7 protein-coding genes are annotated in these 12964 nt (G+C 40.1%); 4 read left to right on the top strand and 3 right to left on the bottom strand.

Annotated features, from left to right (window positions below):
* Positions 1-76: 76 nt before the first annotated feature.
* Entirely contained in the window at positions 77-973 is an 897-nt protein-coding gene (locus tag AAHJ11_RS07895) for a FecR family protein (protein ID WP_148366847.1), read from the bottom strand.
* 79 nt (positions 974-1052) lie between these two features.
* On the bottom strand, positions 1053-1622 hold the full coding sequence (locus tag AAHJ11_RS07890) for an RNA polymerase sigma-70 factor (RefSeq protein WP_148366846.1): 570 nt from the start codon (positions 1620-1622) through the stop codon (positions 1053-1055).
* A gap of 215 nt (positions 1623-1837) precedes the next feature.
* Here AAHJ11_RS07890 and AAHJ11_RS07885 point away from each other — a divergent pair, with 215 nt between their 5' ends.
* Complete coding sequence (locus AAHJ11_RS07885; RefSeq protein ID WP_413579306.1) at positions 1838-2800, top strand: glycoside hydrolase family 18 protein; 963 nt, start codon at positions 1838-1840, stop codon at positions 2798-2800.
* Positions 2801-2917: 117 nt separating this feature from the next.
* On the opposite strand, the gene AAHJ11_RS07880 is transcribed toward AAHJ11_RS07885, so the two are convergent.
* A complete protein-coding gene (locus AAHJ11_RS07880) occupies positions 2918-7036 on the bottom strand; it encodes a two-component regulator propeller domain-containing protein (RefSeq protein WP_258978758.1) in 4119 nt (1372 codons plus the stop codon).
* Positions 7037-7226: 190 nt separating this feature from the next.
* Here AAHJ11_RS07880 and AAHJ11_RS07875 point away from each other — a divergent pair, with 190 nt between their 5' ends.
* Genes AAHJ11_RS07875 through AAHJ11_RS07865 form a run of 3 tightly spaced genes read left to right on the top strand, consistent with a single transcriptional unit; the run spans position 7227 to position 12911 of the window.
* Positions 7227-10358 carry a SusC/RagA family TonB-linked outer membrane protein gene (locus tag AAHJ11_RS07875; RefSeq protein ID WP_413579303.1) on the top strand — a complete coding sequence of 1044 codons (3132 nt, stop codon included), beginning with the start codon at positions 7227-7229 and terminating at the stop codon, positions 10356-10358.
* A gap of 15 nt (positions 10359-10373) precedes the next feature.
* The gene (locus AAHJ11_RS07870) at positions 10374-12224 is read left to right on the top strand and encodes a RagB/SusD family nutrient uptake outer membrane protein (RefSeq protein ID WP_074637502.1); all 1851 of its coding nucleotides are present in this window, start codon (positions 10374-10376) and stop codon (positions 12222-12224) included.
* A 12-nt stretch (positions 12225-12236) separates the two neighbouring features.
* Complete coding sequence (locus AAHJ11_RS07865; protein WP_148366842.1) at positions 12237-12911, top strand: DUF3823 domain-containing protein; 675 nt, start codon at positions 12237-12239, stop codon at positions 12909-12911.
* The last annotated feature ends 53 nt before the right edge of the window (positions 12912-12964 follow it).

Here is a 12964-nt window from a genome sequence, read left to right as displayed (position 1 = left end):
CTATTTTCTCGCTTTTTCTGTGTTTTTTACAGTACTATGTCATAGGCTATTCGTTTTTTAAGTTTTACAATATGGGTTATTTTAGTATTATATTTTTTCCTTTTCGTTCATACTTGAACGGGGTGCTTATCTGCATTATTTTTAAAATAGACTCAAGCGGCTCATTGGTATAAAACTCTCCAGTAAAGGATTTTCCTATCAGCTCATCATTCATGATGATAAATTTCACATTAAACAGTTGTTCCAGGCGTTGGCAGATGTCGAGCAAAGGAGTATCTGACAATACCCATACATTCTGGGTCCAACGTATCTCACGGATGGCATTGTTTAATTCTGTGAGCAGCATATTTCCGCTGTTAACATCGTACTTCAGTTGCTGACTGGGTTTCATCAACATCTGTTTCTTTTCATTGCTTACTTCAATAGAGCCTTCCAGTAAGGTCGCTGTAATCTGCGGAGACTGCGAACTGGCATTTACAGTGAACTTTGTTCCCAACACCCTGATCTTTAATTCACCGGCACGTACAATGAATGGATGTTTCTTATCATGCTTTACATCAAAGTAGGCTTCCCCTTCCAGAAAGATTTCTCTTGAATCGCCCGAAAAATGCTCCGGATAAATCAGCTTGGAATGATTGTTCAACTGAATCATGGTTCCATCGGGCAATGGCACTTTCTGTACGATCCCACTGTTGTTGGTCTTTATGATGAACGAAGGATCTGTATCCAACATCATGTACAACCACCCGCTCATTGCAATTAACAAAGCCACCGTAGCTGCTGCGAGCCATATTCGGTACTGCTTGTTACGGCGGCGGAAAATGTCAATAGAGTTGCTGTCAGTTTGGATTCGTGTCATCAGCCGGGAGAAAGACTTTTCTGCTGAGTGTTCTTTACTTGGTCCCGGAGATCGCAGTTTGATACCGGCAATCAACTCATCCATTTCATTTGTTTTTTCTTTTTCAATGCGCATTTTTTTCTTGTTTTCTAAAGCTTTATACTATATAGAAAACTCAAGTGGTAAAACTACTAAAAGGAAAAAGAACTTTTTTTTAAAATTTTTCTAGAAACGGTTTTATTGATTCCTTTATTTTAGCTTTGGCGAGTAAAAGCTGGCGTTCTACGGTACAAAGTTTCACGTTTAAAGCCTCTGCTATTTCGCGATGATTCATTTCATCTTCTTTCGCCATTTGAAAGATGACACGGCAACGTTCGGGCAATGAGGAGATTGCCTGTTTTACTGCTTGATGCAATTCTTTGTAGGATAATTCGTCCAGAGGATTCTGGGTAGTGATGTTTATTTGCAGTTCGGTCTCAGGAAGATCATCCCTTTTGGAGATATATCCACTTTTCAGTACATTGAGGCATCCGTTGCGTACTGCTTGATAAATGTAAGGGTGAAAATTAGGGATAGCCGTAAGCATGCTTCTGTCTTTCCACAAAACAAAAAATACGTCTCCTATAACGTCCTCGCACGCAGCTTCCGAATGAAGAAACAGCATCGCGAAATTGAAAAGGCGGTCGTAATAATGCATATATAACGTACGAAAAGCTTTCGAATCCCCTTCAGATACTAATTTCAGTATCTCTTGTTCATTGCTTATACGTTGTTTATTACTCATAGATTTTTCTCTTCTGGTAAAAGATTGTGGTTTGGCGTACAAAGAAACAGACTTTATTTTGTTTTTCCTAACGTTTTTATGAGTGGTGTTTGTTTTTTCTCTGTTATTGAGAAAACTTTATGTTGATTTTTGGAAGTATTATAGTAATTATTGAACATCTATTTCTATTTGTCATGCGTATTTTTGTGATCTAAATTCATTAATTATCAATCATTATGCTAATACTAAGAAAAATTGTATTCTTCTTTTTTTTGTTTGTAGGGTTATCGCTATTTGCACAACAAGACTATATGGTGAGTTCTTATGTGCGGGGTAATTTCTACAATCGCGGACGTATTTCTACTGAAAGTCTGCGGGCGAGTGACGACCTTATTTTCTTGAATGTTCATCCTGATAAAGATGGATCGCTTTCATTCGAGAACCCACGTGCATTTCAGGGAAAGGGGGTGACAACTTGGGAAGGATTGATTAAATCGGTTCGTGCAAAAGTAAAAGGAACAAAAGCGAAAATACGTTTAGGAGCTTCCAGTGGTGAATGGAAGGCAATGGTGGCTGATGAGACTGCTCGTACGGCATTTGCAAGAAACATAAAGAAAGTGCTGGAAAAGAATAAATTGGATGGCATTGACCTTGACTTTGAATGGGCGGAGAATGAGAAAGAGTATGAAGATTATAGTCTGGCTATCGTGAAGATGAGGGAGGTGTTGGGCGATAAGTATATTTTCAGTGTTTCTCTGCATCCTGTTTGCTATAAAATTAGCAGGAAAGCTATTGATGCAGTTGATTTTATTTCACTTCAATGCTACGGTCCTTCGCCGGTTCGTTTTCCGGTAGAGAAATATGATTCGGATATTCAGATGGTATTGAAGTATGGTATTCCCAAAGAGAAACTGGTAGCGGGAGTTCCTTTCTATGGTGTGACAAAGGATAATTCAAAGAAGACAGAGGCTTATTTCAGTTTTGTACAAGAGGGATTGATTACTGAGCCTGCACAAAATGAAGTAATATATAAGGGAGAGAAATATGTGTTTGACGGACAGGACAATATCCGTACTAAGACCCGTTATGCGATGGAGCAAGGACTAAAAGGCATGATGAGTTGGGATTTGGCCACGGATTTGCCGTTGGATGATTCTAAATCATTGCTCAAAGTGATGGTTGAAGAATTAAGGAAATGACCTCCCCTACAGGTCGCTGAATTTCCTATTGGGAGGTATCAGAAGAGATTCTTCATTATCGTTCTGAATAATAGAACAACATGAAGGCAGATTCTACTTCTGATACATCTCCCTTTCTCAAGATTGTTTAATTTGCTTCAGGTAATCTGAAGGAGAGAGCCCAAATTCTTCCTTAAAGCATTGACGGAAATATCCCGTACTGTTCATTCCTACTTTGTAGGCTATTTCAGAGATATTGAACTTCCCTTCAAGCAGCAAACGTTCTGCATTCTTCATTTTCACTTTTCGGATATATTCGTTGGTCGAGAGTCCTGTAAGTGCTTTCATTTTCCGGTAAAGAGTGGAACCGCTCATGCACATTTTATCAGATAGATAGTTAATATCAATCTTCTCTGAAGAAAGGTTTTCCTCGATTAAAAGGGTAATTTTTTCGATAAACTCATTATCTAATTTGCTCAAAGCTTCGGCAATTACTATACGCTTTTCACTTAAATCTATTTGACTTCCCGGAGTAGATTGCGCCTGGAATTGGGCTACTAACTTTTTCCTTGAATCGAGCAGATTATTGATTCGGCTACGTAACAGAGAAGCACTGAAAGGTTTCGTCAGATAAGAATCGGCTCCTACTTCATATCCTTCTTCTTTATCTTGGAGAGAATCTTTGGCTGTCAGCAGAATAATAGGAATATGGCTGGTGCGCACATCATCTTTTAATTGCTTGCATAAAGTGATGCCATCCATCACAGGCATCATAATGTCGCTGACTACAATATCGGGGATACGGCTAAGAGCTTGTTGCTTACCTTCTTCTCCGTTGTTGGCCGTGATTACCTCAAACGAGTCGGTGAAGGATTCAACTATATATTTCTGTATTTCTTCATTGTCTTCTACAATCAATAGGATTGGTTTACTGGTATCTAATGTCGCTTCTTGTGAATATTCCAGTTCCGTATTCTGGTTCATCTCTTCTTGAACCGGTTCCGTTGAGTCTGCGTGTAAGGCATTGGGGTAGATATTATCCGTCAGTAAACTGATATAGAACGTACTTCCTTCATTTTGGATGCTTTCTGCACGAATTTCCCCTTCATGTAAGGTGACGAGATTCTTCACCAAGGCCAGTCCGATACCTGTACCGGATGCCTGATGCTTGCCGCTTTCCTGATAATAGCGGTCGAAAATATGTGGCAGGGCCTCGGCGGAAATTCCGTACCCTGTATCACTGACTTTTATTTCCGTATAAGCTACCTCATTACGCATGGTCTGATGCAAACTTAGCGTTACACACCCTTGTTCCGTATATTTGATAGCGTTGGAAATCAGATTGTCCAAAACAATCGTGATGATTTCTTTATCGAAGAAAAGAAACATTTCTTCTTTTTCTATCTGAATCCGGAAATCTATTTTGGTATTTTGATTTAATTCTTTGTATTTAAGCCCTATTTCATAAATCAGAGGGGCAATGTTTCCTTTGCTGACACACAATTTCTTGTTTTGTGTCTCCGTCTTTCGGAATTCCAGTATCTGATTGATCAGATTGAGCAAACGTAGTGCGCTCTGATGGATAACTGATAGTTTCTGGGCTTGTTTTGCAGGAAGTGATGCTTCTTTTTGCATATCTTCGAGAGGACCGAGGATTAAGGTCAACGGTGTACGCAGCTCATGCGTGATATTGGTATAGAAACGCAAGCGTTCCTGATTTAACTCCTGTTCCTGCTCATGGTTTTTCTTTTCCAACGTATAGAGACTCTCCAGATCTAACTTCTTTTTGTAAGCATGCAAGATAAGATAAGTGATGCTGATAGATACCAAGATGTAGATAAGTTTTGCCCACCACGTCAACCAGAGAGGAGGATTGATACGGATGGTCAGGGAAGTGGCTTCTTCCGGCCATTTTTGATTATGAATTCGTGCTTTGATAAGGAACTCATATTTTCCCGGAGGAATGTTTCGGAAAGTGACACTATTATTTTCGTTGACGGTATACCAGGAATTTTCGAGTCCTTTCAGCATATACACATATTCTACCTGATTGACAAGTGAGTAGTTTTGTACATTGAATGTCAATCCGAAGCTATTTTGTGCATGACTCAACTCAACGTTTTGTCCTTTGGAGAGATTGATAATCATGTCATTGTTTTCCAGATTACTCAACCGTCCCAGTATTTTCATCTCTGTGACAACTGCTGCCGGGGCCGGTTGTTCATTCATAGTAATGTCTGGATTGAAACAACATACTCCATTGATAGAACCGAAATAAATCTGTCCATTCTTGCTTTGTGTGACACAACTGCTTGAAAAACTTCCTGCCGGAACATCGTCAGAGTGGTCATAGTTATAAAAACAGCCTTTATTCGTGACATAACAACTGATACCTTTATTATTGCTAAACCAGATATTCCCTTTTTTATCTTCTGTTATGGCACAAATATTCGTATTGATCAGCCCGTCTTTCCGTTGGTAAGTTTTGTAATTCAGCTCATCAGTCGACAGGAAACAAACTAATCCTTCCCCCGTTCCTATCCACATTCTTTTTTGTTTATCCTGTATGATCTGATTGATGGTGTTAGAACAAAAGCCATCTCTTTGAGTGAACGTCTTGATTTTCTGTAAGTTCGGGGTGTATATGCCAAGTCCGTCTCCGAAAGTTCCAATCCAAAAACGTCCTTTCTCATCTTGAGCTATAGAACGTATAAAATCACTGTGCAGTTCGCTATTATCTGTATTGTAATGTTGGATAATTTTCATGGTGAGAGGATTTAATACAACAATTCCTCCACTATATCCAACCCAAATGTTATGTTGGGCATCTTCATAGATCGTACGGACGTCTAGATTAGATTGTCCCATGAGGGAGATGGAACGGAATCTTTTATTCCGGCTATCATAATAGCTGATTCCTCCTTGGTAGGAACCGAACCATAAATTCCCTTTTGAATCCTGTAAAGAAGCTAATATAAAATTTGAAGGAATATCTCCACTCTCTTTCTTATAAATGGCAATCCGTTTCTCTCCTTCAAATACATTAATACCTCCTCCGTCTGTTCCGATCCAAATCCGTCCTTGTCTGTCCATACAAAGACTGCTGGCTACTTTGTTGTTCAGGCTGTTTTCATTGTTTGGAATCGGGGAATAGCTTAATGTGGTGAACAAAGGAGGTTTGCTACTAATAAAGTTGATGCCTCCTCCCCATGTTCCTATCCAGATATTGTCGAAAGAATCCTGAAATATACATCGAGCGCTTGCATTAGAGAGGCTTCGACTATCATCACCCTCCTGTATGTATTCAATAGAAAGCTCCTCTGGTGAGAGAAACATACCTTGCTTCAGGTTTAATATGGCAATGCCATTGAGCTCTGAAGCAATCCAAAGTCTATTATCTTTTAATTGCCGGATGGATAATATGCGACTGCATAAAGTAGCATACTTGTCATTCTTGTTATTTCTGAATGTGATAAAGTTATCATTGGCAGCATTATATAGAGCCAATCCATTATTCGTTCCTAACCAGATGTTGCCGTTTGCATCTTTTATGATACAAAACACATCATTACCGGGCAAGCTTGTCGGATTTCCCGTTTCATTCTGGAAATTCTTTACACTTTTGTCTTTGAGAGAAAAAATACTGAATCCGCTTCCGACATGGCCGATATACAAATTGTTGTCTCCTCCGTCCAATACTGTCCATGTCTGATTGGAGGGCAGACTAGGCACCGTACTCCTATTATAATGTGTGAATTGCCCGTTATTAATATTTAGATATTCTATACCTCTATAATAGGTGCTGACCCATAAACCATCGTCGTTTTGGGTGGAAGGAGAGATGTCCGTTACGTCATTTGTAATCAGGCTGTGTGGATTTTCCGGGTTATGTTGGTAGGCAGTAAATGTTTGTTCGTCATAATTGTATGCATTTAGTCCGTCTCGCTGAGTGGCTATCCAAATGATGGGACGTTTGGAATCAGCATACACCCGGTTGAGTTCGTTGCCGGTGATTCCCTGATTGTTATGTGGCAAATCATTTTTATAATAAGTAATGAAGCGGGTACCGTCAAACTTATTAAGTCCTTCTTCTGTAGCAAACCATAAAAAGCCTTGTTTATCCTGTGTAATACTGACTACATAATTGTTGGATAATCCTTGTTCTATCCCCAGTTTTTTTACAGAATGAGACTGGGCTGTCAATTGAAGAATAGACAACAAGGATAAAAATAAAGTAGAAGCAATGTGTTTTTTCATAACTCGTGCTTATTTGTTTCAATTACCAGTTCAAAAATAAGAATAAATATTTTATTTAGAGTGTGTAAATCGTGCAATGAATGATTTGCATAGCTCTTCTGCATGATTTTTGCTTAATTGATTTATATCAATACTCTATATTTGCATCGGAAAAAACAACAAAAAATGTTTAATCTTTAAATTCTAATTTATGAGGTATGTAAGAATCTTATGCATGTGTGTCATACAGTTGCTTCTGTCAGCTGCAGCATTTGCACAAACACAAGTTACAGGACATGTGGCCGATGTGAGAGGAGATGATATCATTGGTGCCAATGTTACTGTCAAAGGAACTTCTAATGGAACCATTACGGATATCGATGGTAATTTCACAATTAATGTAGATAGTAAAAATGCCGCATTGGCAATTTCGTTCATCGGTTATAAGACTAAAGAGGTGAAGGTGGATGGAAAGACACATCTTCAAATCGTTCTTGAAGAAGATACGGAAACCTTGGATGAAGTTGTGGTGGTGGGTTATGGTACACAAACCAAGAAAAGTCTGACCGGAGCCATCAGTGATGTTAAGTCTGATGCGTTGACGCGTTCTGTTTCTACGACTACTGCGGGAGCTTTATCCGGTAAGATAGCAGGTGTGTCTACGCGTGCTGTGGATGCCCGTCCGGGTAGAGGCATTAATCTTGAAATTCGTAATATGGGTAGCCCCCTGTTTGTAATCGACGGCATTCCTTACGGAGGAATGAACAGCCGCGACTGGTTGCAGGCATCGGATGTTTCCGGTAGCGATGTGTTTAATGCTCTGAATATCGAGGATATCGAGAGTATCACTGTCTTGAAGGATGCTTCTGCTGCTATTTACGGTCTGCGTGCATCAAATGGTGTAGTTCTGGTAACTACCAAGAAAGGTAAAAAGAATGATAAAGTAAGCATCAATGTCAATGGATACTATGGTTGGCAGAATCTGACCCGTTTCCCCGAATTGGCAAATGCAGGACAATATGTAAGAGGTTTGGCCGAAGCAGCACAGAATAGAGGTGAAGATCCAAGCAAATTATATAGTCCCGAAGAACTTGCTAAATGGGAAGCTGGTACCGAACCGGGATATAAGAGCTATGACTATTATGATATGGTAATGAGAAAAAATGTGCCTCAATACCACATCAATGCGAATGTGACAGGTGGCTCTGAAAAGACCAACTATTATCTTTCTGTAGCTCATACCGTACAAGATGCGATGATGCCTGACTTTAAATATGAGCGTACCAATCTTCAGTTGAATATTGATACTAAGATAACAGACCGTTTTACAATAGGTGCACAGATTAGCGGTAAGTATGAAAAGAGTGAAGACGTAGGTTTGCCGGGTGGTGACGGTTATTATTCGGCTATATTGGCTATGTTCAAAATGCAGCCTATCGAAAGCCCTTATGCCAATGATAATCCGGAATATATCAATAATGTACATGAGAATGGTTACAATCCGGCTGCATTCAGTCGTGACATTGCCGGTTACAAAGATAATTTGACTCGTAATGCCAATATCAATGCTTATGCGCAGTATGATTTCTCTTTCGGTTTGACTGCAAAAGCTACGTTCTCGTACAATTACACCAATAGCCGTTTTGACGGTTATCAATATGCTTATCAAATTTATACATACGATAAGGAGAAAGATGCTTATAACGGGACACCTGCTACAGGACGTTGGAGAAATCAAATAGATCGTAGTGTGCCTGCGCGTTATATGCAATTGCAATTGAATTATGCAAAACAGATTAAAAACCATAATATTTCGGCGGTTTTGGGTTATGAAGCCTCCGATTATGATTGGACTAAGAAAACTTATGGTACAGAACCTTCTACTGACTATCTGCCGTTATTGCAGTTTGATGAGCTCAACAGTTTCGCTGATGAATGGAGTTACGAAGCGCGTGCCGGATGGATTGGGCGTATCAATTACGACTTTGCCCACAAATATCTGATTGAATTATTGGCTCGCTATGACGGTTCTTATCTCTATGCAGCAAATAATCGTTGGGGATTCTTCCCGGGTGTATCTATAGGTTGGAGAATCTCGGAAGAGAAATTCTTTGAAAAGTTGAGACCTGTTGTAGATGATTTGAAGATTCGTGCTTCTATTGGTCAGACAGGTACAGAAAAGGATGTAAAACTGTTTGATTACTTGAGTGGTTATACGTGGAATAATGGTAATGCTGTATTGGATGGTGAACTGGTGACCGGATTGAACCAGAGAGGATTACCTATTACCAACTTATCCTGGACGAAGAATACAACATCGAATATCGGTTTTGACCTGACTATGTTCAATAATCGTTTGAAGGTAACCGCCGATGCTTTCCGCAAGGATATTACCGGTGTACCGGCTGCCCGTTATGATGTATTGCTTCCGAGTGAAGTGGGATATACATTGCCTAATGAGAACTTGAACAAACAAGCATATATCGGTGCGGAAGGTATGGTTACATGGACCGACCATATCGGTGATTTGAACTATACCGTAAGCGGTAACTTTACTTTCTCACGTTACAAGAGCATTGAGACTTATAAACCGCGTTTTAATAACTCTTGGGATGAATACCGCAATTCTGCGGAAGGCCGTTGGGGAGGTATCTATTGGGGATATCAGGTAATTGGCCAGTTCCAGTCGGAAGAAGAAATTCGTAATTATCCGGTAAATTTGGATGGCAATAATAACCGGACACTGCTCCCCGGTGACTTTATCTATAAAGATGTGAATGGTGATGGTATTATCAACAGTATGGATGAGCGTCCTATCGGTTATCCGGAAGGTTGGGCACCTATTATGTCGTTTGGTGGTAATATCGGTTTGGCATGGAAGGGGATTGACTTGAATATCGACCTTTCCGGTGGGGCTATGCAAGGATGGAGACAAAACTATGAATTGGCTAATGCATATCATGGAAATGGAAACTCACCGGTTTATTTATTGGAAGACCGTTGGCATCGTGCCGACTTGTACGATCCGGAAAGTGAATGGATACCGGGACGTTATCCGGCCATCCGTAAAGGTGAATTCAGCTATAACAATAAGAATAGTGACTTCTGGTTGCACAATGTGCGTTATCTCCGTATCAAGAATCTGGAAGTGGGTTATAGCCTGCCGGTACAACTGTTGAGACCGATTCGTGCACAGAAAGTACGTATTTATGCTAATGTTTCTAACTTGTGTTCGTTTGACAATGTGGGTAAGTTTGGAGTCGATCCTGAAATCACTGCCGCAGCTGCAGTGGTATACCCGCAACAACGTACATTCCTTCTTGGATTTAATATTACATACTAAAAAATGAACGCTATCATGAAAAGCAAATCTATAAAAATAGTTCTGTTGGGAGCCGTCCTTACTTCCATGTTATCGGGTTGTGGCGACAGCTGGTTCGAAAGAGATCCCAAAAATATTCTTACCAATGAGTTGGTATGGAACGATCCGAACATGATTAAATCACAGCTAGCCAATTTATATAATCGTATTCCACAGTTGCACGGTGACTTCAATACCGGTGGTATGTGCGAAACGGATGATGCTATGTACTGTGGCACGCTGGATCAGAATTATCGTAATGAATTACGTTATGGCAACGACTACGGACGTTGGTGGGATTATGGATTGATACGTGACATCAATATGTCTATTGAGAATATCGACAAATATGGAACAGATATTTCAGCAGATGCCAAGCTACAGTTCAAAGCTGAATTTCGCTTTATCCGCGCTTACGTTTATTTTGAGCTTGTAAGACGTATGGGTGGTGTACCATTGATTACAACTACTTTGGAGTATGATTTCAGCGGAGATCCTTCTTACTTACGTAATCCGCGTGCCAAGGAGCACGAAATATATGACTTTGTATACAGTGAATGTGAAGCAATCAAGTCACAATTGGGCAATAAAGGCAGTCAAAGTCGTGCCAACTATTACACTGCATTGGCATTGGAAAGCCGTGCTATGCTGTATGCCGGTTCTATTGCCAAATATAATGCGCTGAAGACTCCTAATATTGTAACGTCTGGCGGAGAAGTAGGTATTCCGGCTGATATGGCAGACGATTATTATCGTAAATCGTTGACAGCTTCGCAGGAAATCATTAAAAACGGTGGATATGAACTTTATGAGAAGGAGTCAGATAAAGGAGTGAACTTCTATAAGATGTTTGTGGACAAGACGCTGAATAAGGAGGCTATTTGGGTGAAAGACTATAAGAATCCTTTGAAAGTGCATAGCTTCGGTTATGATAATGTAGTTCATCATTTAAGAGAAGATAACGATAATTCTTCTTGCATCGGTCCGTCTTTAGGATTGGTAGAAGCATTTGATTATTTGGATGGAACTTCGGGGACCTTACATTATAAGAATGGTAATGACTATGTAGTATATGATACTCCGAGCGATATCTTTGCCAATAAAGATGCACGTTTGTATGGTACGATCGTCTATCCGGGCTCAAAGTTCAGAAATCAGGATGTGGATATTCAGGCAGGAGTAGCAGTATGGAATGATAAGACCGGTTCCTACGACTTACTGACAGACTCGAAATTAGGAAGTGCTTATGACGATGATAAAACTTTTGTCGGCCAGGACGGTCCTCAGACTAATAGTCCTAACGTGAGCAATACCGGATTTTATATCCGTAAGTTTATCAGTGAGGCATCCGGTTACACTCTCCGTAACTACGCTGAAAACTGGTGGCCTTGGTTCCGTCTGGGTGAAATCTATTTGAATGCTGCCGAAGCTGCTTTTGAATTGAATGACGAGCCGACAGCTTTACCCTACATTAACCGCTTGCGTCAGCGTGCCGGTTTCCCGGCCAACAGTCTGACAAGCCTGACAATAGAAAAGATTCAGAACGAACGTCGTGTGGAACTAGCTTTCGAAGATCACCGTTATTTTGATATGAAACGATGGAGAATAGCTGATATCACCTGGAACGGAAATACAGATAACGATAAAGCGATCGTTTACGGTTTATATCCTTATCGTATTGCTAAACCAAAACCGGGAACATCAGATCAGGACAAGTACATTTTTGTAAAGACAAAATCCGAACGTTTCAAGGTGGCAAGAACCTTCCAGCAGTCTAACTATTATTCATTCATTGCTGATGATGTAATTAATAACAATCCGACGATTGTGAAGAATCCATTCCAATAAAAATAAGAGATTATGAAAAAGATTATACCTTTCTTTATTATGATATGTTGTTTGTTGGCAGTAAGCAGTTGCAGCTACGACAACTTTGAGGAACCTAAGGCTACATTGACCGGAAGAGCAATTTATGACGGTGAAGCAGTAGGAGTTAGAAGCGGAAGTTCAGAGTTTGCTTTATTCCAGGACGGTTATGCTTTGCATGGCTCTATTCCGGTGTATGTTGCGCAGGACGGAAGCTATTCCGTGTCCCTTTTCAATGGCGATTATAAATTGGTGCGTATGGGTAATGCTCCTTGGGAAAGACCTTCTAATGACACAATTTATATTACAGTGAAAGGAAACACTGTGCAGGATATTCCTGTGACACCGTATTTCTCTGTTAGAAACGTATCTTTTGCCAGAAACGGCAACAAGGTTGCCGCACGGTTTACTATTAATAAAGTGGTTGCTGATGCCAATATGGAGAATGTAGGTATCTATCTGGGTACAGGTGTTTTGACGGATGAGAAACAGAAAGAAGCAGAGTTGAAGTTGGGTAATACAGTATCACTCGGTCAGGAAAACACTGCTGAAATTGAGATCCCGAATGGTTTGATAAACGAATCCTATCTTTATGCCCGTGTAGGAGTCAAATCAGACAAATCATCGGAATATTGTTACAGTCAATCTATTAAAGTAGCATTGAAATAAATAGTATCAAGAATGTAAATACCGGAGGGGGAGTATCACAACCTGATATTTCC

This window comes from Bacteroides sp. 90-K9/2, from assembly GCF_047310725.1.
GTDB classification, from domain to species: Bacteria; Bacteroidota; Bacteroidia; order Bacteroidales; family Bacteroidaceae; genus Bacteroides; species Bacteroides vicugnae.
This window is presented reverse-complemented; position numbering and strand designations above follow the sequence as displayed.

What these genes read in the sequence shown, in the direction of transcription:
- AAHJ11_RS07875 (WP_413579303.1), top strand. Translation starts at nt 7,227, where the DNA reads ATGAGGTATGTAAGAATCTTATGCATGTGTGTCATACAGTTGCTTCTG.
- AAHJ11_RS07895 (WP_148366847.1), bottom strand. Translation starts at nt 973, where the DNA reads ATGCGCATTGAAAAAGAAAAAACAAATGAAATGGATGAGTTGATTGCC.
- AAHJ11_RS07890 (WP_148366846.1), bottom strand. Translation starts at nt 1,622, where the DNA reads ATGAGTAATAAACAACGTATAAGCAATGAACAAGAGATACTGAAATTA.
- AAHJ11_RS07885 (WP_413579306.1), top strand. Translation starts at nt 1,838, where the DNA reads ATGCTAATACTAAGAAAAATTGTATTCTTCTTTTTTTTGTTTGTAGGG.
- AAHJ11_RS07870 (WP_074637502.1), top strand. Translation starts at nt 10,374, where the DNA reads ATGAAAAGCAAATCTATAAAAATAGTTCTGTTGGGAGCCGTCCTTACT.
- AAHJ11_RS07880 (WP_258978758.1), bottom strand. Translation starts at nt 7,036, where the DNA reads ATGAAAAAACACATTGCTTCTACTTTATTTTTATCCTTGTTGTCTATT.
- AAHJ11_RS07865 (WP_148366842.1), top strand. Translation starts at nt 12,237, where the DNA reads ATGAAAAAGATTATACCTTTCTTTATTATGATATGTTGTTTGTTGGCA.